This window comes from Lysobacter sp. HA35 (assembly GCF_054061195.1).
Genome location: NZ_JBSSDY010000001.1, coordinates 550785 through 572614, shown reverse-complemented (window position 1 = coordinate 572614; position 21830 = coordinate 550785). Strand labels below are relative to the sequence as shown.

The following is a 21830-nucleotide window of genomic DNA, read 5'->3' as shown; positions in this document are numbered from 1 at the left end:
GCGACGCGTCGCTGCAGGCATGCTGTGCGCCCCGAATCCACGCTTGGCCGCATGCAGACCGCACGACTCGACCTTCCCGGCATCGCGATCATCGGCGGCGGGCCCGCCGGCCTGATGGCCGCGGAGGTCGCGCGCGCGGCGGGCGTCGAGGTCGACCTGTTCGACGCGAAGGGCTCGGTCGGCCGCAAGTTCCTGATCGCCGGCAAGGGCGGGTTGAACCTCACGCACAGCGAGCCGCGGCCCGCGTTCGATGGACGCTATCGCGAACGTGCGGCGGATGTCGGGGGCTGGCTCGATGATTTCGATGCGGACGCACTGCGCGAATGGGCGCGCGGGTTGGGTGTCGAAACATTCGTCGGCAGCTCCGGACGTGTGTTCCCGACCGATCTCAAAGCCGCGCCACTGCTGCGGGGCTGGGTACGGCGCCTGCGCGACGGCGGCGTGCGCTTCCACGTGCAGCATCGCTGGATCGGCTGGACGGATGACGGTGCGTTGCGCTTCGACACCTCGCACGGCCCCGTCGAAGCAATGCCGCGCGCCACGGTGTTCGCGATGGGCGGCGGAAGCTGGCCGGAACTCGGCTCGGATGGCGCGTGGGTTGCGCCGTTCGCGAGGGCCGGCATCAACATCGCGCCACTCGTCCCTGCGAACTGCGGTTTCGATATCGCGTGGAGTCCGCACTTCGTCGAACGATTCGCGGGTGCGCCGCTGAAGCCGGTGGTCGCGCACTGGACGGACGTGCATGGCGTGCAGCGATCGCTGCAGGGCGAATGCGTGGTGAGCGCTGCGGGGATCGAGGGCAGTCTGATCTACGCGCTATCGGCCGACCTGCGCGACGCGATCGCGACCGATGGTTCGGTGGTGCTGGAACTCGACCTCGTGCCGGGGCGCGACGAAGCGACCCTGCGCGCCGCCCTCGGCCGCCCGCGCAACGGCCGCAGCATGAGCGATCACCTGCGTCGCCAAGCCGGCGTGCAGGGAGTGCGCGCCGGACTGCTGCACGAAGTGCTGGGCCATCCGCTTCCCGACGACCCATCGCGCCTGGCAACCGCATTGAAGCGCCTGCCGCTGCGGTTGCTGTCGCCACGGCCGATCGACGAAGCGATCAGCTCCGCGGGCGGCGTCCGGCTTGAAGCGCTCGACGATGACCTCGCCCTACGCACCCGCCCCGCCGTCTTCATGGCCGGCGAGATGCTGGACTGGGAGGCGCCCACCGGCGGCTACCTGCTCACGGCCTGCTTCGCCAGCGGGCTTCGCGCCGGACGTACCGCGGCCGCTTTCGTCGGTCGGTAATGACCCTCAAGCTTTCCCGTACGGTGCCGTTACGACGTTCCGAGGGTCGACTACGATCGCCCACGGAACGCGCGCGCCGGATGCGTGCCAGGACACCACGATGACTGCCCGCCCGACCGTTCTTCTCTGCGATGACTCCCGCGCCCTGCGCATGCTGACGGCGCAGCAGATCGACGCCTGCGGCTACCAGCTGGCCGGCGAAGCCGACAACGGCATCAAGGCGGTCGAGCAGTACCTCGCGCTCAAGCCCGACGTCGTGCTGCTAGACCTCGTGATGCCGAAGGTCGACGGCAAGGCGGCGCTCAAGCGCATCCTCGAACTCGACCCGGCCGCGAAGGTCGTCGTGCTCAGCTCGCTGGGCGCGCAGAACGACATCGAGCACTGCCTGAAGATCGGCGCCAAGAGCTACCTGCAGAAGCCGATCGACCGCGAGACCCTCGCGCGCGTCCTGGCCGAAGTTACCGCCGTCGCGGCCTGAGGACTCGACCATGGCAGCCAAGTTCTTCGGCCAGTTCCTGCTGGAAAAGGGCGTCATCGACGCCGCACAGCTCCTGCGCGCACTCGAAGTGCAGCGCGTCTCCAACCCCGCGCTGGGCGAACTCGCCTGCCAGCGCGGCATGCTCACCGCCGACCAGGCGATGGCGATCAACGAGCGCCAACGTCGCGAGGACAAGCGCTTCGGCGACCTCGCGCAGTCGATGGGCCTGCTGACCGGCGACGAAGTCGGCGTGCTGCTCGACGAGCAGAAGTCGCGCCGCAAGCTGTTCGGCGAGATCCTCGTCGAGGAAGGTTTCCTGAGCCGCGAGCGCCTCGCCGAAGAACTGCGTTCGCACGCGGGCGAGCGCGACGAAGCCGTGCGTTCGCTCGACACCATGCTGGCCTCGCACCAGCTCGGCCGTCGCATCGGCAACTCGATCGCGACCTGCAACAAGCTCTTCCCGCGCCTGCTGCGCACGCAGTGCCAGTTCTCCAGCGTCGCCGACCCGAAGAATCCGCCGGCCACCGATGCCATGGCGCTGGTGCGCGTGTCGGCCGACCGCCCGCTCGCCATCGGTGTCGCCTGCGACAACGCGACCATGCATGCGTTCGCTCAGGCCTTCCTGTCGATCCCGCCGGAAGCCTGCGACGAAGAGCTCGCGCTCGACGCGCTGGGCGAGTTCGTCAACGTGCTGATGGGCTACGTCGTCAAGGACAGCCTGCCCGAGGACGCGACCTATCGCGCCTCGCCGCCGGACTTCGAAACCGCGGTTTCGGCGCTCGACGACGGCATGCACGTGCTCGTCTCGATGACCTCCCAGCTCGGCCCGTTCGTGCTGGTTCTGGGCGACTGAGGGTTCCACGCCGGCTCCGGCCGGCACCGTGGAACGCCGCGATCGGGCCGCCCGTCCGGCCCTCACGGTCGAGTCCGGCTGACTTCACGTCGCCTTGAGCTCTCCGCCCCGCAGACTGGCTCCAGCACCACGGGGAGCCGCGTCCATGTACACCGTTAGCCACTCGACCGTCATCAGTTCGCGCGAGCTTGCCGCCCTGCGCCTGCTTGCCGTGGACGCCCGAGCCAAGATCGACAAGGAACTCGAGGACGACCTCTACACCAAGGGGCTGTTGCAGATTTCCTGGGACCGCTGCCTGTCCCCGGCCGGTCGCGACGCGATCGACCCCAGCGCCGCCTTCGGCCCGCGACGCGCCCACGGCTGACGGGCGACCGGCCTTCGCCGGCCGCCCTGTTCGATCAACCGCCGTTCGATCCGCCTGCCGGTGCCGTCGCGCCGGTCGAGCCCGTATCCGACGAGCCACCGCCCGCGCCCGGCATGACCACATGCCAGCTGCCGAACTTGTCCTTCACGCCGTCGCCGTTGATCTGTCCGACGCCGGCGTCTGCCGCGTAGCGATACAGCGGATGGCCTTCGAAGGTGACCTGCCGCGTGCCGTCCGGGCGGGTGATGACGGAAATCGCAGCACCCTGCAAGCCGGCGGCACCGGTCGGCTGCTGGGTTTCCACCGTCACCGGCGGCCAGGTCTGCGCGCAGGGGCCGACGCACTTGCGGCCGTCGTTGTCGCCTTCGACGTAATACAGCGCATTGCCGGCGGCGTTCGTCAGGTATGGGCCGTGCGGGCCGTCGGGCACGAGTACCAGCATCGGACCCGGTGCAGCCGCGCCGGCGTTGCCCGGAACGCCCGTCGCGCCATTACCCATCGCCGGGTCGGCCGAGCTCACCGGCGGTGCGCCGGGACCGACCGAGGTCGAGCCGTTATTCGCAGTCGGCTTGTCGGTGGCGCCGTCGGCGAGCGTGTCGTTGCTGCCCTTGCCCTTGCAGGCGGCGAGCGCCAGCGCGGCAACGACGGCGAGGCCCAGGGCGCGGGCAGCGGGAATACGGGACATCGGTAACCTCCATGGTCGATGTGCGGCGCCAGTGCCGCATTCGATGATGAATAGCGCCGGCGACGTGATCGCCGGGTCGTGCGTCAGCGCTGGCGTCGCGCGCGCTTCTGCTCGTACATACGCTCGTCTGCCGCATGCAGCACCTGCGACGCATGCGCCTCGCCGTCGTGGATCACCCAGCCGATGCTGCACTTGATGCGCAGCCGCACGCCGTTGATCACGCGTGGACGCGCCAGTTCGTCCTCGACCGCCTGCGCGACGGATCGAACGTCGCGGTCCGCGTCGCGCAGCGACGACAGCAGCACCACGAACTCGTCGCCGCCGAGGCGCGCCACGAAGTCGGTGTCGCGCAGAGTCTCGCGCAGCACGCCTGCCGTCGCGCGCAACACGGCGTCGCCGGTGCCGTGGCCGTGCGTGTCGTTGATTTCCTTGAAATCGTCGAGGTCGATGAACAGCACGCCGAAGCGATGTGGCTGCCCATCGTGCGAGGCGCAGACCGTCTCCAGCTGCGTTTCGAAGGTCGCGCGGTTCGGCAGGCCGGTCAGTGCGTCCAGCGACGCCGCGTCCTGGTACATCTGCGCGGTGGCCTGCGTGTCCAGCAGCGCATCGTGCAGGCGACGCAGCAGCCGCGCGTTCTCTTCCAGCGCGAGCTGCCGGCCCAGAGCGCCGCCCATGGCGTTGCCGATCAGCGCGATCGCCTGCGCATCGATGTCGTCGAAGGCGTGCGTGACGGACGAGCAGATCTCGAGCACGCCCTGGTTGGCATCGCCATAGCGCAGCGGCGCGGCGATGAGCGCATGCAACTGGTGTCGACGGCGGAGATCGCCGCGGATGCGGTCGTCCGTGGCCGTGGCGTCGCTGCGCAAGGAAGTACCGGCATCGAGGCAGGCGCAGGCGAGCGTCTGCCCGCCGTTGAACGCATCGATGTCGACGCGCTCCATCTGGCCGCGCGCACAGGCCACGGTGAGCCCTGCCTCGCCGTTGTCGAGTAACACGACGCCGCCGGTGGCACGCGTGATCTCGACGACCTTGTCGAGTGCGTACTCGATGAAAGATTCGGTACTGCCTGGATGCTCGGCGACAGAGGCCAACGCCGCAACGAGGCCACGCAGGCGCAGGATCTCGCTGTCCTTCGATGAGGACGCGATCCAGGGCAGGCCCCGTTCTGCGCGGGGTCGACCGGGGGTCAGCACGTTCGCGGCAATCCGGATTTCAGAGCGGACGATCCTCGTTGACCGACCATCAAGCGCATGTGAGCCACGACCTTGCATCGGTCACAGTCGCGCATGTCGCAAGACATGAATACGCCAACTCGATGCCTCGACTCATCCGTAACGCGCGCCTGCGAGACTCGTCGTCGCTGAATAGAGGGGAGCCGGAATGCGATTGCTTCGATGGTCGGTGTTGCTTGTCGCGGCGAGCGCACTGCTCGCATGCGTGCCTACGCGGGCGGACTTGTCGAAACCCGTGCCGACCGCGTTGCTGCCTTCGAAGGCGGGGTCGCATCGGCTTGTCGTCGTGCTGCCGGGGCGGCGCGACCGGCTGGAGTCGCTGCGTCGGAGCGGCGTCGGCGAAGCGATCCAGCGCGTGTGGCCGGACGCCGACGTGCTCTTCGCCGAGCTGTCCATGCCCTACTACCTCGACCGCAGCGCGCCGCGCCGCCTGCACGACGAGGTGCTGATGCCCGCGCGGCGTCGCGCCTACACCGAGATCTGGCTGGTGGGCGCCTCGCTGGGCGGCATGGGCGGCATTCTTTACGACGGCATGTATCCCGGGCAGGTCGACGGCATGGTGCTGCTCGCGCCGTACACCGGCGAGCGAGACATCCACGACGAGATCCGCGCGGCCGGTGGGCTCGATGCGTGGCAGCCGTCGGCGTCGACCATCGACGAGAAGAACCTCTGGCAGCGCGACCTCTGGGCGCAGATGAAGACGTGGAAAAAACGAGCCCGAGCGCACGCGCAACGTGTGGCTCGGCTACGGCGACAACGACTACCTACGCGAAGGAATGCCGCTGGTGGCCGACGTTCTGCCGAAGGACCACGTGCGCGTGCGCCCGGGCAAGCACGCATGGAGCACATGGACGCCGATGGTCGAGGACGTCTTCCGCGCCATCGATGCCGAGCGCGCGCAACGCGCAACGGCGCACTGAGGTTTTAGTCACGGCCGGTCGACTAGGTTCGAGGCTGGCCCACCGACGGACATCGCCATGCATATCGAAATCAACCACGACAACCACATCAAGTACGACGAATCCGTCGAGCGCCATGTCCGCCAGGCGCTCGACTCGACGTTGTCGCGCTTCGCCGACCAGGTGACGCGCATCGAAGTGCACCTGCACGACAAGAACGCGGAGCGCCGCGGCGGCAACGATCGCCATTGCCTGCTCGAAGCGAAGGTCGAAGGTCGTCCGCCGATTGCCGCGTCCGACGAGGCGGACACCATCGCCGCCGCGATCACGGGTGCGGCGAAGAAGCTGCAGCGTCGCCTCGACAGCGACCTCGGCAAGCTGCACTGATCCATCGCGCGACGGTCGCGACATGGGCCTGACGCCGCCGATTCCTGCAATCGATCCGCAGCCCCTGCGCGGCCGCGTCGTGCTGGTCACGGGCGGCGCCCAGGGCATCGGCCGCGGCATCGCGCAATGCGTGCTCGCGGCGGGCGGCGCGGTGGTGATCGGCGATACCGACGACGAAGCCGGACAGGCCTGCATCGACGAATGGGACGCCGGCGCCGCGGCGATGTTCGTGCGTCTCGACGTGTCGAAGGAACGTTCGGTGCGCCGTTTCATCGACGCCGCACGCGGCACGTTCGGTCGCATCGATGGGCTGATCAACAACGCCGCGAACGCCGATCCGGAGACCGGCCCGGTGGAATCGCTTTCGCTCGCCGACTGGAACCGCTTCCTCGCGACCAACCTGACCAGCGCGTTCCTGTGCAGTCGCGACTCCCTGCCCCTGCTTCGCGAATCGCGCGGCTCGATCGTCAACATCGCATCGACCCGCGCGATGCAGTCCGAACCGGATACCGAAGCCTATGCGGCGACGAAGGGCGCACTGGTCGCGCTGACACATGCGCTCGCGATCAGCGCCGGGCCGGACGTACGCGTGAACTGCATCAGCCCCGGCTGGGTGCCGACCGAAGCCTGGCAGGCGCCGGCGTCGCGACGTCGGCCCAAGCTCGGCCGCAAGGACCAGACGCAGCATCCGGTCGGACGCGTCGGACGCCCTGAAGACATCGGCGCACTTGCGGTCTACCTGATGTCGGACGCAGCCGGCTTCGTCACCGGCCAGAACTTCGTGGTCGACGGCGGCATGAGCCGCAAGATGATCTACGCCTGATCGTCGCCCTTCGGCTGCTTCAAGGCCCACATGTTGTCGACGAGGTTCGGATAGCGACGTCCCGCCGCTTCCGCGCGTTCCTTCGCGGCGTCCTTTTGCGCTGGCGTCAGATGCGCGCCGCTGCCTTTCGGCGCGGGCTTTTTCCACGGCGGGCGGCGATCGGTGGGCATGGCGTCATCGAGGCGACGGGAATGGCGGCTAGGATGCCCGCATGCACGTGATCGCCGACGTCGACACCACTGCCGAAGCGCAGCTCCTGCGCGACTGGCTCGCGCCGTTTCGCCGCGTGTTCGTGCTGACCGGCGCGGGCTGCAGCACGGCGTCAGGCATTCCCGACTATCGCGACGAAGCCGGCGGCTGGAAGCGCAAGCCGCCGGTCACCTTCCAGGCATTCACGCAGGACGATGCGACGCGACGTCGCTACTGGGCGCGGTCGTTCGCCGGCTGGCCGGTGTTTTCGCAGGCGCAACCGAACGCAGCGCATCGCGCGCTCGCCGACTGGCAAGCATCGGGCCGCATGTCGGCGCTGCTGACGCAGAACGTCGATGGACTCCACGAGCGCGCCGGCGGTCGCGACGTCATCGACCTGCACGGCCGCCTCGACACCGTGCGTTGCCTCGCTTGCGGCGAGCTCACGCCGCGCAATGCGATGCAGACTCGCCTCGCCGATGCGAACCCCGGCTGGATCGATGCGATCACCGCGTTCGCACCCGATGGCGACGCGGACCTCGAACGCATCGACTTCGATGACTTCGGCATTCCGCCGTGCATGCGTTGCGGCGGCATGCTCAAGCCGGACGTCGTGTTCTTCGGCGAGAACGTGCCGCGCGCCCGCTTCGAACATGCGCGCGATGCGCTGGCGGCGAGCGATGCACTGTTGGTCGTCGGCTCGTCGCTGATGGTTTATTCGGGCTTTCGCTTCGCCCGCATGGCGCATGAAGCAGGCCTGCCGATCGCGCTGCTTACGCGCGGCGCAACTCGTGCGGATGAACTCGCTTCGCTCGCGCTGCGTGCCGACTGCACCAAGGTGCTGCCCGAAGCCCTGATCTGACAGGCCGCTGTCACGGCGCGCCGACCACGGCCTTGCGAGCCTCGCGCTGTCGACCGAGCGTGCGCGGCCATGAACATCCATCACCTCAATTGCATCTCGACGTGTCCGCTCGGCGGACGACTGATGGACGGCTTCACGCCGTCGATGGTGGAGCGCGGCCACCTCACCGCGCACTGCCTGCTGATCGAAGCCGATGACCGGCTGATCCTCGTCGATACCGGCATGGGCCTTCGCGACGTACGCGATCCGCACAGTCGCATCTCGCGCTTCTTCCTCGGTCTCGTCGCACCGGATTTCCGCGAGGAAATGACCGCGATCCGACAGGTCGAACGCATGGGTTTCGACCCGCGCGACGTGCGCGACATCGTGATGACGCATCTCGACTTCGACCACGCCGGCGGCCTCGACGACTTCCCGCATGCGCGCGTGCACATGATGACGCGCGAGCGCGAATGCGCCGAGCAGCAGAAGACGTGGATGGACCGACAGCGCTTCCGGCCGCAGCAGTGGTCGACGCGCGGGCAATGGCATACGTACGCCGGTTCGTCCGGTGAACAGTGGATGGGCTTCGATTGCGTACGCGAACTCGAAGGCCTGCCACCCGACGTGCTGATGGTGCCGCTGCACGGCCACACGCACGGGCACGTCGGCGTCGCGGTGCGCAGCGAAGGCCGCTGGAAACTCAACGCCGGCGACGCGTACTTCTATCACGCGGAAATGGATGCGGTCCGCCCGCACTGCACGCCCGGCCTGCGCTTCTACCAGTGGATGCTGGAGAAGGATCGCAAGGCTCGCCTCGACAACCAGGATCGCCTGCGCGAGCTGCGACGCCAGCACGCGAACGACGTCGACATCTTCTGCTCGCACGACGTACTCGAGTTCGAGCGCCTCGCCGGCCGCTCGGCGCGCATCCCGGCGGACCGCCTGCAACGCGAGGTCTCACGCAATCGTCCGCAGGCACAGCAGCCGCAGTGGACCACCGGCGATGTGCCACGCGGCAACGACACCGGCTCGCTCGACCAGCGCCGCCCGCACTGATCCTTGCACACCCGGCCACCACGGCCGGTCCTGCACGCTGCGGGCAACTTCGATCGGGAACCCACCATGCCGGCACGCACCGTCGTCATCACCGGCGCTTCGAGCGGCTTCGGCCGCGGCGTCGCGCTCCGCCTCGCCGAGCAAGGCTGCAACCTCGTGCTCGCCGCGCGGCGCAGCAACCTGCTCGACCAGCTCGCCCAGGAATGCGGCAACGCGATTGCGGTGACCTGCGACGTCGGCGATCCGAATGCCGTCGAAAAACTAGCGGCTGCCGCCATCGCGAAGTTCAACCGCTTCGACGTGTGGATCAATAACGCGGGCGTCGCCGCACTCGGCCCGTATGAGCGCGTTCCGCTCGAAGACCATATGCGCGTGATGCAGACGAACATGGGCGGCGCGCTCGCCGGCAGCTACGTCGCGCTCCGGCACTTCCGGCAGTCCGGCGACGGCACGCTGATCAACGTCGCGTCGATGCTGGGCCGCACGCCGGCCCCCTACTACGCGTCGTATTGCGCGACGAAGTACGGCATCGTCGGCCTCTGCGACGCGCTGCGGCAGGAAGTGGCGGCCGTCGGTGCCGCCGACAAGATCCGCATCTGCGCCGTACTGCCGATGGCTGCCGACACGCCGTTCTTCGACCACGCCGCGAACTACACCGGCCACACGCTGCATCCGTTCCCGATTACCGATGCGGACGAGATCGTCGCCGCCATCGTCGGCGTGGTGAATGCACCGCAGGACGAAGTCACGGTCGGGCTGTCGGCAACCGCTGCAGTGATCGCCGAGCGCCTGTCGCAGACGATCACGCACGGCATGACCGGCGCGATGCAGCAGCTGCTGCAGGACGAGGCACCGGAAGCGCCGGCAGACGCGGGCAACCTGCATCGCCCGCTCGCGATCGGCACCGGCGTGCACGGCAGCATCCTGCAGCGGCTCGACGTCGAACGTCAGCAGCCGCGCCATTGATCGCGACGCGCGGGTCACGACTCGCGCGCCACGCTTGCAGCATCGAAATTCGGAGCACTGACATGACCGGTACGAATCGGCCGAACAACGAAGACGGCGGCTACGGCGGCAGCAGCCTGGTCGGCAGCGATCGCAGCGGCCTGCAGTCTGCGATCGAAAGCCGCGAGATTGTGGACGATGCGCAGCGTGATTCGATGACGCGCCGCGACCCGTCGTCGAATGCGGACAGCCTCGGCCGCGTTGCAGATTGTGATGCAACCGGACGACGCGTCGAAGGCGCGGACTCGAGCGCTGGCATGGGCGCGTCGATTGATGATTCCATCCCCGAAGCGCCGGGTGCGACGTCAGGCGGTCGCGGCGGCAGCGACGGACTCGAAGACTGACGAACATGCGGTCCGCGCTCGCGTCGCACGGCGCGAGCATGCAGACTGCGCGCCCTGCTAGACGACACCGACATGCCTGTTTCTTCCCGCCCCCGCCATCCCAAGCGCCGGCCCGACGGTGACGGTCGTGGCCGCAGCATGCCGGCGGTCGCGCACCTGCTCGCGCCGGACGACCAGATCGTCGGAGGCATTGCGCAACGCGACGACGAATATGCGCTCGTGCTCGCCGGTCGCGAGGTCGCATCGACCGACAGCGCAGGCATGGCCATCGCCATGCTGCGGCATGCACGCGTGATGTTGTCGAACGACGAAACGCCGCTGTCGATCCGCGTCGCACCTGCGCTGGAAACACCGGCGACGCTCGAAGCCGACGCCGCAGGGCTTACGCTCGAGGCCTACCTCGACGCACTGGAAACGGAGCGCGTCGAACGCGCCGCGGCGGCGCGTCCGCAATAGTTTCACGCTGCCGACGCAGCACTGCGGCAAGACTCCGCGGCGCCCCGGGAACGACGACGCATGCCCCAGGAAAGCGCCGGCATCCTGCTCTACCGCAAGCGCCCGAACGGGTTGCATGTGCTGTTGGCGCATCCCGGCGGGCCGTTCTGGCATTCGCGCGACGCAGGCGCGTGGAGCATTCCGAAAGGCGGCCCGATGCCGGGCGAGGAACGCCGAACAGACCGCACGTCGCGAATTCGAGGAAGAGCTCGGCATGGCCGCGACCGGCGAACTCGCGCCGCTGGGTCGCCTGCGCCAGAAGGGCGGCAAGTGGGTGGAAGCATTCGCGATGGAAGGCGACTTCGACCCCGCGCAACTCAACAGCATCATGTTCCGCATGGAATGGCCGCCACGCAGCGGGCGCTTCAGCGAGTTTCCGGAAGTCGACCAGGCGCGATGGTTCGCGCTCGACGAGGCACGCGACAAGATGCTCGAAAGCCAGCGTCCGCTGCTCGACCGGCTCGACACGCTCATCAACGGCGGGCCGCTGATCTGATCAGCGCAGCTGGCTATCCTTGCTGCCGCGACGGTTGTAGCCGCTGACGCCGTGCTCTTCGGCATCGTGCAGTTCCTGGCACGCCACGCACAGGCGCACGCCCGGCAATGCCTGTCGACGCGCTTCGGGAATCGGCGCCTCGCATTCCTCGCAATGACTGCGCCCCGGACCGTGCGGCAGGCGGCTCCGCGCGCGACGGATCGCATCGCCCACCGTCGCATCGATCTGGTCCTGTACCGCCCCGTCGCCCGCCCAACCGGTCGCCATCGTTCGGCCCTCCTCGACGCGAGAATACGCGGCGCGCCATGAACCTGCGACGACGCGCACCCTTTGTATCCACAGTTGCTGCGACACATCCGCGCACCTCAGGCAGAATCGATTCATCGTTTCCGGAGACACAGTCGGATGGATCGGCTGCTCGCACAGCTCTCGCAATCGCTCGACACCGCACGCACCCTCGATGACCTGGTCCGTCCGCTCCTGGAGATGCTCCAGAGCCTCACCGGGCTCGAATCGACCTACCTGACGGAGGTCGACGAACACGCGGGCGTGCAGCACATCCTTTTCTCGCGCAATGCGGGTTCGCTGGACATTCCGGAAGGGCTGTCGGTGCCATGGAGTGACACGCTCTGCCGTCGCGCTCTGCTGGAAGGCCGCACGCAATGCGATGACGTGCCCGAGCGCTGGGGCGATTCCGACGCCGCGGCCGCGCTGCGCCTGCAGACCTATGTCAGCGTTCCGGTTCGCACGGGTGACGGGCAGTTGTTCGGCACGCTCTGCGCCGCGAGCGCCGAGCGCCACGTGCTCGACACCGATGCCGAGCACGCGCTGCGCCTGTTCGCGCGGCTCATCGGCTATCACATCGAACGCGAGCGCATGATCGAGCAGCTGCGTCGCGCAAACGCGGAGCTCGCGACGTCTGCCCTGTCCGATCCGCTCACCGGCCTCCCGAATCGCCGCTCGCTCGCGCAGGAACTCGCGCGCATGCTGGCGCGCGTGCAGCGCGACGATCGCGCCCTGGTCGTCGCCTACATCGACCTCGACGATTTCAAGTCGATCAACGACGGCCACGGCCACGAAGTCGGCGACCGTTTCCTCGTCGCGATGGCGCGCGCTCTCGAAAATGCACTGCGTGGTGGCGACCTCGTCGCACGCATCGGCGGCGACGAGTTCGTCGTGGCCGGCGCGATACCGCGTGAGAACGCGGAAGCCGCCGCCAAGGTGCTGTGCGAGCGACTTGAAAAGGCCACGATCGGGCGGTTCGATCTCGGCAGCGGGGGCCATGTGGACTATCACGGCGCCAGCGTGGGCGTGGTGCTCGCGCACATCGGCGAAGTCGATGCGGAAGCCGTCCTCGCCCGCGCCGACCGCGCCATGTACGACGCCAAGCGCGAACGCCGAATCCGCCGCTAGGCGGCGATCCGCTCGACACGCGCGGCGTAGCAACCGGGCCGCGCGTAATGCACGTGCACGTAGGCGACGTCGGGATTCGCGAACATCGCGTTGATGCGCGCGTCGCCATCGACACCGTCGACCACGTCCGCCTCGACGATCATGTGCGCGGCGTCGAACGCGCGCAGCGACAAAAGGCGTTTACGCATGACATCGGGCAGACCACCGTCGACGATGCTTGCCTCCGTCGCACCTTCGCGCACGTAGATGGCATGGCTCGCGCGGTACGGCGTATTCGCGGGCTGGTGCGTGTAATTGACCAACAACGCGACTTCGCCTCCGACGAGATCGCGCAGCTCCACGCGGTCGGGAACGCCATCGTCCGCACCGACGCGGACACGCCGGGCGCTATGGGCGACGAGCTCGTCGTCAGACATCGCGAACAGCGGAATGAAAGGCGTCGGGTCGAGGCCGAATACGCGAAACGTCATGGTGGTGCTCCTTGGGACGAGACGTGCAGGATCGACCGCACGCCCGACGCGCGCTATCCGGGTCTTGCTCGGCGTTAACCCCGCTGGGCTACCCTTCGGCATCGCAGCCCACCGGCCATCCCGTGACCCGACGCGTTCCGTTCGCCGCCGCAGCGCCATCGACACTTCGCCGCGTTCGGCGAGTCGCGTTCGTCGCCCTCGCCGTCTCGCTGCTGCTACCGGGCTGCCACGAAACTCCACGGCCGCGGCCGAAGACGCCGGCCGAAGTGCGCGCGGAACTTGCGCGACTGATGCCCGCGGGCATTCGCGACCGCAGCGGTTGGGCGGCCGACATCCAGGCGGCGTTCGCGGCGCTCAAGATCGATCCGTCGAAGGCGAACCTGTGTTCGGTGGTCGCGGTGACGGAGCAGGAATCGAGCTTCAGCGCCGATCCGCATGTGCCCGGCCTCGGCAACATCGCGCTCGAGGAAATCGACCGTCGCGTCTCGGCGCACCACATTCCGCCGCTGGTCGCGCGAGCCGCCTTGCAGATCAGCGCGCCGGATGGCCGTACGTGGGAACAGCACATCGCTGCGGCGACCACCGAACGCGAACTCAGCGACGTCTACGAAGCGATGATCGATCGCGTGCCGATGGGAACGCGGCTACTGGCGAACGCGAACCCGGTGCACACCGGCGGGCCTATGCAGGTCAGCGTGACGTTCGCCGAAGCGCTGGCGCGCGACAAGGATTATCCGTATCCGGTCGAAGGATCGATTCGCCACGAGGTATTTACGCGCCGCGGCGGGGTCTACTTCGGCACCGCGCACCTGCTCGGCTATCGCGCGTCGTACAAGCAACCGATCTTCCGCTTCGCCGATTACAACGCCGGCTGGTATGCGAGCCGCAATGCGGCCTTCCAGAACATGGTGTCGATCGCGACCGGCATTCCGCTCGATCTCGACGGCGACCTCGTGAACTACCGCGGCGGCGCGAGCCGCACCGAAACCGCGATCGGCTCGCTATCCCAGGAACTCGGCATGGACACGTCGAAGATCCGCAGCGCGCTGGCGAAATCCGAGACGCTCGACTTCGAGAAGACCGATCTCTATCGAGACATTGCGCAACTCGCGGAGCGTTCGGCCGGCCACGCCCTCCCGCGCGCGCGCTTGCCGGAGATCCGATTGCAGAGCCCGAAGATCACGCGGCATCTGACCACGGCGTGGTTCGCGCAACGAGTCGACCAGCGTTATCGACGCTGCATGGCGCGGGCGAAGTAAGCGACTCCGCCCGCGCGTCGATCAGCCGCGCGGACCGCCCATCACCGGCAGGATCGCGCCGTTGACGTACGAGCCGGTCACCGGCGACGCGAGAAACACGTACGCCGGCGACAACTCTTCCGGCTGCGCGGGACGCTTCATGTCGCTGTCCTGCCCGAACTTCGACACGGATTCGGCGTCCTTGTCCGCAGGATTCAGCGGCGTCCAAACCGGGCCCGGCGCAACGGCATTCACCCGTATGCCGCGTTCGAGCAAGTTGCTGGCCAGCGACATGGTGAACGCGCTGATCGCGCCTTTCGTTGCCGAGTAATCCAGCAACTCCTTGCTGCCGAAGATCGCGGTTTCCGACGTCGTATTGATGATGCAGGCGCCCTGCTTCATGTGCGGCAGCGCGGCGCGCGCCATGTGGAAGTAACCGCCGACGTTGGTTTCCAGCGTCATCATCAGCTGCTCGTCGGTGACGTCCTCGAGCTTCTTCGCGTGCTGCTGGAAGGCGGCGTTGTTGACGAGGATATCGAGCCGACCGAATTCGTCGACCACCTGCTGCACCGCGCCGTCGCAGAACTTCGCATCGCGCACATCGCCGGCGATGGTGACGCAGCGGCGGCCTTCGGCTTCGACGAATTCCTTCGTCGTCTGAGCGTCCTCGTGTTCGTCGAGATACAGCACCGCGACGTCGGCGCCTTCGCGTGCGAACAGCACGGCGACCGCGCGACCGATGCCCGAATCCGCGCCCGTCACGATCGCGACCATGTCCTTGAGCTTGTCGCTGCCGAGATAGCCCGGCGCGAGGAATCGCGGCTCGAGTTCCAGCTCGTGCTCATTGCCCGGCTTCTTCAGGTGCTGCTTGGGCAGCGGCCCCTCGGGCTTGCGATCAAGCCCTGCCTGCACCGGCTTCTTGTCCTCGCCGGACGACTTGCCGCCGGACGCTTCCTTGTCATCGATCTTCGACTGGATGCGACGCTGCGCGTCGGCAGTGCGGGCGCTGTCGCCGTTCGGGTGCTGGCTCGCCATGGGCTCGTCCTGTGCAGGAAAAGCCCAACCCTGCCCGGCGCTCCGCAAAGCGCCGGTGAGCGATGGCTGACGAAATCGTAAGGACGTCCCCCGGGGGTTCAGGCCGGCGTGTCGGGACCGGCGATGAAGTCCATCTTGCCGAGCGGCGCGCCTTCGCGCCGCAGCAGCGCGTACGCCGCGGTGACGTGGAAATACAGGTTCGGCAACACGAAGTTCAACAGGTAGTCCTGGCCGGTGAAGCGCATCTCGCCGCTGCGCATGTTCAGCACGATTTCGCGCGCCTCGCTGCCGTCGACCTTCGCGCGGTCAACGCCCTCGACGAGTTCGATGGTGCGGTCGATACGCGCGTACAGCTGCTCGAGCGTGGTTTCCTCGTCCGCGAGCGGCACCGGATCCTGCCCGGCCAGTCGCGCGGCGCCGTTCTTCGCCATGTCGCAGGCGATCTGCACCTGTCGCGACAGCGGCAGCATGTCGTCGATCACTCGCAATTCGAGCAGAGAATTCGGATCGACGCCACGCTCGCGCGCATGTGCGGCACCCTTGTCGAGAATGTGGCGAAGATTGCGCAGGGCGCGCACGAACGCCGGAACGGAAGCCTGGTACATGGAGATCGTCATGACCGTCTCGCGGGTGGGGAGCGGCAAGAGTAGTACACCGGCATTGCAACCTGAATGCGCCTTCGGTCGGGGTCGGGCGTGAGTCAGCGGCTGCGGAGATGGCTGGCGTCGATCGCCACGCTTGTGCTCGTGGCGCTCATCGCGCGATGGGCCTGGTATCGGCCCTTCATGGTCGTGCCGCGCACGCTCGTCGAACTCCATTGGGCGCCGGTACCGACGCGCTTGCCGGTGCCTGTCCAAGGTGTGGCGGCGCGAGGTATCGCCGACACCTGGGCCGCACCGCGAGGTCGGGATCGCCGCCACGAGGGCGTCGACATCTTCGCCAGGCGCGGCACGACGGTGACGAGCACGACGCGCGGGCTGGTGGTCGCCATCCGCGACCAGGGCCTCGGCGGGCAACAGGTCTGGGTGCTCGGGCCCGCTGGCGAGCGCCATTACTACGCGCATCTCGACGGGTGGGCGCCGGGCTTGAAGGAAGGCGACGTCGTCATGCCGGGCACCCCGCTCGGCATCGTCGGCGATACCGGCAACGCGCGGGGCACGCCGCCGCATCTGCACTACGGCATCTACGCGGCACACGGCGCGATCGACCCGTGGCCGCGGCTGCGCGCCGGTGCGTCAGCCCGGAATCCGTAGCGCGACCATTCCGACCAGCACCGCCGCACCGAGCACGCGACGGAACGGGCTGTCGCCGTCGGTGAGCTCAAGCCACGCCCAGGCGAACAGGAAGCCCGACGCGATGAACGCAGCGACGTCGTGCCAGCGCGATCCGCGCATGGCGAACGCGAGCACGGCGAACAGCGCCCACAACGTGATCGGGAGGTTCGGCCGCTGCACGATGACGAGGCGACCGTGCTCATCGGAGAAGAAGCGGCGCAGGGCGGACGACATCGCGAAATGATCGCGACGCGCAGTGATCGCGCCGCGAGGAATCCGCATTCACCACGCCGAAACGGCCGTGGTCGGCATGATCGACCCATGCGGCCGTGAGCCGCGGCGACGCGAGGTGCAGGTCATGCAGGAACGGATCGAGGTCGGGCAGATGGTGTTCGTCGCGGATGGCGGCGTCGGTGTGGGCGCGGTGCGCGAGACGCGTCGTGACGAATTCGTCGTCAATATCCAGAACGCCGGTGATTTCGTGCTGCCGCTCAGCGCCGTGCGCGACGTGCATTCGGGCAAGGTGGTGCTCGCGCTCGACCGGCTGGACGACAACGTGATCGAGGCGCTGCGCCACGTGCACGACGGCGAACTGCCGGAATACGCGGTGGTCGACCCCAAGGACGGCACGCCGGACGACGCTCCGCGCACGCACTGACGGTCGGTTCAGCCGCAGCTCGCGGCACCGCACTATCCTCGTCATCCCGTTACCGGATGCCGAACGCATGGCCCTGACCCGCACCCTGCTCGCGACCGCCGTCGCGCTCGCCCTTCCCCTGTCGGCCTCCGCCAGCAGTTTCGCCGGCAGCTCGGCGGGGTTGTCCGCCGGTGCGTCGTCGAACTCGAGCGGCAGCTCGTCCGGCAACGACAAGGTGGTGATGCAGGCGCGCGATGACGCAGCCATGTTCGTCGCCACCGACGGCCAGGTTCGCGGCGCACAGCTCGAAGCCGCGCTGCACGTCATGCGCGAACAGCGCGCAGAAGCCAAGGCCGCCAGCGACCTGCAACTCGCGATGGCGATCCTCGCCCGCTGATTCCGGTTCAACCCGATGCGTGACGCGCGATCGATCGCGCTTGCGGCCGCGTTCGCGGCGCTTGCGAGCCCTGCGTATGCGGTGCAGCTGTCGGCGGTCAATGTCGGGCTGAGCGAGACGGAGCGCGCGACGAGCGACTCGGTTCTTGCACACGCAGTCGAGCTGCTGCCTCCGGCGTGGTCGGCCGCGCTGGACCAGCCCCTACGTATCGAATGGCGAGATGACTTGCCCGCGCATGTCGACGGGCGCTACGTCCCCGGCATGGTGAAACTGCGGCGCGCGCTGCTCGACGAGTCGACGCCGGATGCACCGTCGCGCGCAGCGACAGCCGCGGTGCTGCACGAGCTCGCGCATGCATGGGATCGCTCGCCGCACGGCGGCCTCTCGCGCGATCCGCGCCTTCTCGATCTCGCCGGCTGGTCGGTGGCGCCGCTGCATGCGGGCGGTCGCGTCGCAACCAACGACTTCCGCGATCGCACGCCGGACGACTACGAACGCACCGATTCGCGCGAGTTCCTCGCGGTCAATCTCGAGCATTTCCTGCTGGATGCGGACTACGCGTGTCGCCGACCGGCGCTAGCGCACTGGTTCGCGTCGCGCGCGGGCGTGGCGCCGCCGCGCACCGACTGCGGTGCGCCTGCGTTCGTGCTGCCGAACACCGATGGCGCAGCGGACACATCGGCATTGCTCGCGATCGACCCATCGCGCGTCTACGCCGTCGACTATCTGCTCGCGGGTGCCGACAAGGCGCCGATGAGCCGCTGGGGCCATTCAATGTTGCGGCTGGTGATCTGCGCGCCGGGGCACGCGCTTGGCCCGGATTGCCGGCTCGACATCGCGTGGCATGTGGTGCTGTCGTTCCGCGCGTTCGTCGACGACGTGCAGATCTCGAGCTGGCGCGGCCTCACCGGCGGCTATCCCTCGCGCCTGTTCGTACTGCCGATGCCGCAGGTGATCGACGAATACACCAAGGTCGAACTTCGCGATCTGACCTCGACGCCGCTGCGCCTGTCGCGCGACGAGATCGCCTCTCTGCTCGAACGCGCAGCGCAGGTGCACTGGTCCTACGACGGCCGCTATCGCTTCGTCACTCGCAACTGTGCGGTCGAAACCTGGACGCTGCTGCATGACGGCGTGCCGCGTCTTGCACGCATGCCTCTCGCCAGCGTGACGCCGACGGGTCTGCTCGCGCGACTCGCCCGCGCCGATGTCGCAGACACGTCGGTCTTTGACGACGTGGATTCGGCCCGTCGCCTCGGCTACCGCTTCGATTCGCAGGCACAGCACTTCGCGCAACTGTTCGACGCGGCGAAAACGACGTTGCCGATTCCCGAGCGCAAGGTGACCGACTGGCTCGACCTGCCGCCTTCGCAACGCGCGCCATGGATGGAACGCGCCGACCTAAAGGCGACTGCCGCATTGCTCATTCTGGAGACGGCAGCGCTGCGGCGCGCCGAAGTGCGTGCCGCCGACGAACTCAAACATCGACTTCTTAGCGGCCGCGACCCGCGCATCGCCGAGCTACGCAGCGATACGGACGCGGCGATCCGACTCCGCGCCCGCCTCGCGCGCCCAGCTTCTTTCGCGCGTGGCGGCTACGGCGTGCCAACCATGGACGAACGACCGGCGATCGCGTCGCGCGTCAACGATGACGCGGCACACGCGACCGAACAGGAGGCAGCGCTGCGCACGGCCGCCGAAACCGTGCTCGCGCCAAGTGATCGGGTTGACCTTCGCGACGCACGCCAGAACGTGCAGCGCCTCGGCGACCGCCTGCGCACGCTATCGGCGGCAGCCGGGTCGCCGTAGTGCTGCGCAGATCCGGCATTCCGCGCCTGACTCGCCGCACCGCCGCACCGCCGCTAAAGCTTCGGCCCGCGAGGTCGTTGACGTCGGGATATCTGTCCGGATCGTCTCGATGACTTCCCTTCTCGCCCGCCGCCTCCTGCTCGCCGCCGGCCTTGCCGCGGCGCTGCCCGCTTTCGCCGAAGACCCGCTCTCCACCGATCGCCCGGACTTCGTGGAATCCAGCTCGACGGTCGGGCGTCACGTTCAACTCGAAACCAGCGTCGCGGCAACGTCCGACGAGGGCGCTCCGCTGGAGCGTTCGATGCCGACGTTGCTGCGCGTCGGCATGGGCGATGCGTGGGAGCTTCGCATCGAGACGGAAGGTCGCGTCAGTGCGGCCGGCGAGTCCGATTGGAGCGACGTCGGCATCGGCGTCAAACACCACCTGCAGGATCGCGACGGAATGCCGTCGATGGCCTGGATCGCGGGCGCGGAGCTGCCGACCGGCGTGGGTGCACACGGTCGCGGCGTGCGGCCGTCGCTGGAGTTCGTTGCCGAATGGGAATTCGCGCACGACATCGGCGTCGGCGTGATGCCGGGCCTGTCGTACGAGCGTGGTGACGGCGACGAGGGTCTCGCCGGCCTGTTCGCGGTGGTGGTCGGCAAGTCGTTCGCCGACGGCCATGCGCGCGTGTTCGGCGAAGTCGCGGCGCAGCGCATTCCGATGCATGGCGATGACGGCCCGGAAACCACGTTCGACGCGGGCGCGAGTTGGCGCTTCGGCGAGGACACGCAGGTCGACGTCGCCTACAGCTATGGCCTGAGTGACGCGGCCGCGGACCGCGCGTGGACGGTCGGGCTTTCGCAGCGCTGGTAAGCGATAAGGCGCGCCGTCAGTACGGCGTGCCGTCGACGTGCGTGTAGCGCTCGCCGGTCCAGCGCATGTCGATGTCCGGGTAGTGGCACATGCGCGTGGCCGGCTGGCCGATCGCGACGAATACGCAGTCGACGTCGCCATCATTGCGCAGGCAATGGCCATTGCCGTCGCCCTTCGGGAAGGCGAGCACGTCGCCGGGACGCACACGCGTTTCGCCGGCGTCGTCGACCAGCACTGCTTCGCCTGAAATCATCACGACGAGTTCGTCTTCGTCCTCGTGCCAGTGACGCTGCGCGGACCATGCGCCGGGCTTGAGCACGACGTGGCTGGCACCGAAGTCGGTAAGCCCGGTGACGGGTGCGAGGCGGCGATACCAGCGCCCTTCGACGTCCTGCGCATAGGGTTGCGGATAGCCGGTGGCGTTGACGGCGGGGATGGCGTCGAGATCGATGCGCGGCATCGCGGTGCTCCGTTGGCGTCGTCGTATTGAAGCGCGACGCGCGCTTCGGTGCACACCTGTCGTCGGAAGCGCGCGTTCCGCTCAGTCGATGTCTTCATCGTCGAGCCAGGCTTCATCGTCGGGCGGTGGCGGGATGTCGTCCGGGCCGGCGGGTTCGAGCAACGTGTAGTCGTCGGCGTCACGGCTGCGGATCGCGCGCGACACGGGGTACGCGTCGAGTTCGGGCTGCCGCATCGTCGACAGAAAGCGCTGCGCGAACCACGGGCCGGCGATCCAGTCGGCGACCTCCGATGCCGGAATGAACACCGGGCCGTCAGGCACGAGGGGCGCCGGGATTGCATCGTTCGGCATCGTCAGCACGGTGAAGCTCAGCATCTCGGGCGCGTCGGCGGGCCAGCGATCCCATAAACCCGCGGCGAACAGCACCTGCCCGTCGCGCGACTGGATGAAGTACGGGCGCGCGGGTTTCACCGTGCGATCCCATTTGTAATAGCCCGTCATCGGCACGACGCAGCGTCGCTTCTCCCACGCGCGTCGATAGATGCGGCTGGATGGCGCGCGGTCGAGGCGCGCGGTCACCGTCGTGTACTTGGTTTCCGGCGTCTTCGACCAGCTCGGGATCAGGCCCCACGTCGCATCACCGACGTCGGGGCCGTCGCCGACATCGAGGATTACCGCGGCCGGCTTGCGTACCGCGATGTTGTAGCGCTCCGGCGAATCGGCGAGCGCGTCGGCAACGCGCCCCGGAAGCCCCGGTGACAGCGCCTCGGGCAGGAAAGCCTGGGCGAATCGACGCAT

General features: G+C 68.2%; 30 protein-coding genes. 20 read left to right on the top strand and 10 right to left on the bottom strand.

The annotated features are described in order from the left end of the window. Positions 1–51 precede the first annotated feature (51 nt). The 4 genes from ACVWZN_RS03005 (at position 52) to ACVWZN_RS02990 (ending at position 2988) form a co-directional block, all read left to right on the top strand. Positions 52–1293: a TIGR03862 family flavoprotein gene (locus ACVWZN_RS03005; RefSeq protein WP_456952557.1), complete on the top strand. Its 1242-nt coding sequence runs from the start codon at positions 52–54 to the stop codon at positions 1291–1293. 100 nt (positions 1294–1393) lie between these two features. Next, positions 1394–1771 (top strand): response regulator, encoded by a 378-nt coding sequence (locus tag ACVWZN_RS03000; RefSeq protein ID WP_456952556.1) that lies wholly within the window; start codon positions 1394–1396, stop codon positions 1769–1771. Positions 1772–1781: 10 nt separating this feature from the next. Continuing rightward, positions 1782–2624, top strand: a complete 843-nt coding sequence (locus tag ACVWZN_RS02995) for a chemotaxis protein CheX (RefSeq protein ID WP_456952555.1) — start codon at positions 1782–1784, stop codon at positions 2622–2624. Between the two features lie 145 nt (positions 2625–2769). Further along, positions 2770–2988, top strand: a complete 219-nt coding sequence (locus tag ACVWZN_RS02990; RefSeq protein ID WP_027082833.1) for a hypothetical protein — start codon at positions 2770–2772, stop codon at positions 2986–2988. Between the two features lie 34 nt (positions 2989–3022). On the opposite strand, the gene ACVWZN_RS02985 is transcribed toward ACVWZN_RS02990, so the two are convergent. Next, positions 3023–3673, bottom strand: a complete 651-nt coding sequence (locus ACVWZN_RS02985) for a COG4315 family predicted lipoprotein (RefSeq protein WP_456952554.1) — start codon at positions 3671–3673, stop codon at positions 3023–3025. Positions 3674–3756: 83 nt separating this feature from the next. After that, positions 3757–4866: a diguanylate cyclase domain-containing protein gene (locus ACVWZN_RS02980; protein ID WP_456952553.1), complete on the bottom strand. Its 1110-nt coding sequence runs from the start codon at positions 4864–4866 to the stop codon at positions 3757–3759. A gap of 187 nt (positions 4867–5053) precedes the next feature. On the opposite strand from ACVWZN_RS02980, the gene ACVWZN_RS02975 reads away from it, so the two are divergent. The 3 genes from ACVWZN_RS02975 to ACVWZN_RS02965 are packed head-to-tail and all read left to right on the top strand — an operon-like array spanning position 5054 to position 7014. Beyond that, positions 5054–5833: an alpha/beta hydrolase gene (locus ACVWZN_RS02975; protein ID WP_456952552.1), complete on the top strand. Its 780-nt coding sequence runs from the start codon at positions 5054–5056 to the stop codon at positions 5831–5833. A gap of 49 nt (positions 5834–5882) precedes the next feature. Next, positions 5883–6191: an HPF/RaiA family ribosome-associated protein gene (locus tag ACVWZN_RS02970; protein ID WP_027082831.1), complete on the top strand. Its 309-nt coding sequence runs from the start codon at positions 5883–5885 to the stop codon at positions 6189–6191. Positions 6192–6213: 22 nt separating this feature from the next. Further along, positions 6214–7014 (top strand): glucose 1-dehydrogenase, encoded by an 801-nt coding sequence (locus ACVWZN_RS02965; protein ID WP_456952551.1) that lies wholly within the window; start codon positions 6214–6216, stop codon positions 7012–7014. On the opposite strand, the gene ACVWZN_RS02960 is transcribed toward ACVWZN_RS02965, so the two are convergent. Next, on the bottom strand, positions 7005–7184 hold the full coding sequence (locus ACVWZN_RS02960; RefSeq protein ID WP_456952550.1) for a hypothetical protein: 180 nt from the start codon (positions 7182–7184) through the stop codon (positions 7005–7007). The two genes, ACVWZN_RS02965 and ACVWZN_RS02960, sit on opposite strands and share 10 nt — an antisense overlap. A 41-nt stretch (positions 7185–7225) precedes the next feature. Between ACVWZN_RS02960 and ACVWZN_RS02955 the strand changes: the two genes are divergently transcribed. The 6 genes from ACVWZN_RS02955 (at position 7226) to ACVWZN_RS02930 (ending at position 11443) form a co-directional block, all read left to right on the top strand. Then, on the top strand, positions 7226–8065 hold the full coding sequence (locus ACVWZN_RS02955) for an NAD-dependent protein deacetylase (RefSeq protein ID WP_456952549.1): 840 nt from the start codon (positions 7226–7228) through the stop codon (positions 8063–8065). A 69-nt stretch (positions 8066–8134) separates the two neighbouring features. Further along, positions 8135–9103: an MBL fold metallo-hydrolase gene (locus tag ACVWZN_RS02950; RefSeq protein ID WP_456952548.1), complete on the top strand. Its 969-nt coding sequence runs from the start codon at positions 8135–8137 to the stop codon at positions 9101–9103. A 66-nt stretch (positions 9104–9169) separates the two neighbouring features. Beyond that, on the top strand, positions 9170–10069 hold the full coding sequence (locus tag ACVWZN_RS02945) for an SDR family NAD(P)-dependent oxidoreductase (RefSeq protein ID WP_456952547.1): 900 nt from the start codon (positions 9170–9172) through the stop codon (positions 10067–10069). Between the two features lie 62 nt (positions 10070–10131). Beyond that, on the top strand, positions 10132–10452 hold the full coding sequence (locus tag ACVWZN_RS02940; RefSeq protein ID WP_456952546.1) for a hypothetical protein: 321 nt from the start codon (positions 10132–10134) through the stop codon (positions 10450–10452). Between the two features lie 72 nt (positions 10453–10524). Next, positions 10525–10908, top strand: coding sequence for a hypothetical protein (locus ACVWZN_RS02935; RefSeq protein WP_456952545.1), 384 nt, complete (start codon positions 10525–10527; stop codon positions 10906–10908). A 115-nt stretch (positions 10909–11023) separates the two neighbouring features. After that, positions 11024–11443 (top strand): NUDIX domain-containing protein, encoded by a 420-nt coding sequence (locus ACVWZN_RS02930; RefSeq protein ID WP_456952544.1) that lies wholly within the window; start codon positions 11024–11026, stop codon positions 11441–11443. Here ACVWZN_RS02930 and ACVWZN_RS02925 read toward each other — a convergent pair whose 3' ends face one another. Then, complete coding sequence (locus ACVWZN_RS02925) at positions 11444–11710, bottom strand: DksA/TraR family C4-type zinc finger protein (protein WP_027082824.1); 267 nt, start codon at positions 11708–11710, stop codon at positions 11444–11446. It lies immediately after the preceding gene. Between the two features lie 138 nt (positions 11711–11848). Here ACVWZN_RS02925 and ACVWZN_RS02920 point away from each other — a divergent pair, with 138 nt between their 5' ends. Next, on the top strand, positions 11849–12856 hold the full coding sequence (locus tag ACVWZN_RS02920) for a GGDEF domain-containing protein (protein WP_456952543.1): 1008 nt from the start codon (positions 11849–11851) through the stop codon (positions 12854–12856). On the opposite strand, the gene ACVWZN_RS02915 is transcribed toward ACVWZN_RS02920, so the two are convergent. After that, entirely contained in the window at positions 12853–13326 is a 474-nt protein-coding gene (locus ACVWZN_RS02915; protein WP_456952542.1) for a DUF1203 domain-containing protein, read from the bottom strand. The two genes, ACVWZN_RS02920 and ACVWZN_RS02915, sit on opposite strands and share 4 nt — an antisense overlap. A 209-nt stretch (positions 13327–13535) precedes the next feature. On the opposite strand from ACVWZN_RS02915, the gene ACVWZN_RS02910 reads away from it, so the two are divergent. Continuing rightward, positions 13536–14585, top strand: coding sequence for a DUF1615 domain-containing protein (locus ACVWZN_RS02910; RefSeq protein ID WP_456954695.1), 1050 nt, complete (start codon positions 13536–13538; stop codon positions 14583–14585). A 21-nt stretch (positions 14586–14606) separates the two neighbouring features. Here the strand turns inward: ACVWZN_RS02910 and ACVWZN_RS02905 are convergent, their stop codons facing one another. Together ACVWZN_RS02905 and ACVWZN_RS02900 are read right to left on the bottom strand one after the other, a co-directional pair. Next, on the bottom strand, positions 14607–15599 hold the full coding sequence (locus tag ACVWZN_RS02905; RefSeq protein ID WP_456952541.1) for an SDR family oxidoreductase: 993 nt from the start codon (positions 15597–15599) through the stop codon (positions 14607–14609). Between the two features lie 98 nt (positions 15600–15697). Then, positions 15698–16216, bottom strand: coding sequence for a DUF1993 domain-containing protein (locus ACVWZN_RS02900; protein ID WP_456952540.1), 519 nt, complete (start codon positions 16214–16216; stop codon positions 15698–15700). Positions 16217–16270: 54 nt separating this feature from the next. Between ACVWZN_RS02900 and ACVWZN_RS02895 the strand changes: the two genes are divergently transcribed. Next, positions 16271–16852 carry a M23 family metallopeptidase gene (locus tag ACVWZN_RS02895; RefSeq protein ID WP_456952539.1) on the top strand — a complete coding sequence of 194 codons (582 nt, stop codon included), beginning with the start codon at positions 16271–16273 and terminating at the stop codon, positions 16850–16852. Here ACVWZN_RS02895 and ACVWZN_RS02890 read toward each other — a convergent pair. Beyond that, complete coding sequence (locus tag ACVWZN_RS02890; protein ID WP_456952538.1) at positions 16835–17155, bottom strand: hypothetical protein; 321 nt, start codon at positions 17153–17155, stop codon at positions 16835–16837. The genes ACVWZN_RS02895 and ACVWZN_RS02890 overlap by 18 nt on opposite strands. Before the next feature lie 76 nt (positions 17156–17231). On the opposite strand from ACVWZN_RS02890, the gene ACVWZN_RS02885 reads away from it, so the two are divergent. From ACVWZN_RS02885 to ACVWZN_RS02870, 4 genes are all read left to right on the top strand, one after another. Continuing rightward, positions 17232–17531, top strand: coding sequence for a hypothetical protein (locus ACVWZN_RS02885; RefSeq protein WP_196804358.1), 300 nt, complete (start codon positions 17232–17234; stop codon positions 17529–17531). Positions 17532–17604: 73 nt separating this feature from the next. Then, positions 17605–17907 carry a DUF2388 domain-containing protein gene (locus tag ACVWZN_RS02880; protein WP_456954694.1) on the top strand — a complete coding sequence of 101 codons (303 nt, stop codon included), beginning with the start codon at positions 17605–17607 and terminating at the stop codon, positions 17905–17907. A 15-nt stretch (positions 17908–17922) separates the two neighbouring features. Continuing rightward, complete coding sequence (locus tag ACVWZN_RS02875; protein ID WP_456952537.1) at positions 17923–19716, top strand: DUF7844 domain-containing protein; 1794 nt, start codon at positions 17923–17925, stop codon at positions 19714–19716. Positions 19717–19825: 109 nt separating this feature from the next. Further along, on the top strand, positions 19826–20572 hold the full coding sequence (locus ACVWZN_RS02870; RefSeq protein WP_456952536.1) for a transporter: 747 nt from the start codon (positions 19826–19828) through the stop codon (positions 20570–20572). Positions 20573–20588: 16 nt separating this feature from the next. Here ACVWZN_RS02870 and ACVWZN_RS02865 read toward each other — a convergent pair whose 3' ends face one another. Together ACVWZN_RS02865 and ACVWZN_RS02860 are read right to left on the bottom strand one after the other, a co-directional pair. Then, positions 20589–21032, bottom strand: coding sequence for a cupin domain-containing protein (locus ACVWZN_RS02865; protein WP_456952535.1), 444 nt, complete (start codon positions 21030–21032; stop codon positions 20589–20591). Between the two features lie 81 nt (positions 21033–21113). Continuing rightward, the gene (locus tag ACVWZN_RS02860; protein WP_456952534.1) at positions 21114–21830 is read right to left on the bottom strand and encodes an SOS response-associated peptidase; all 717 of its coding nucleotides are present in this window, start codon (positions 21828–21830) and stop codon (positions 21114–21116) included.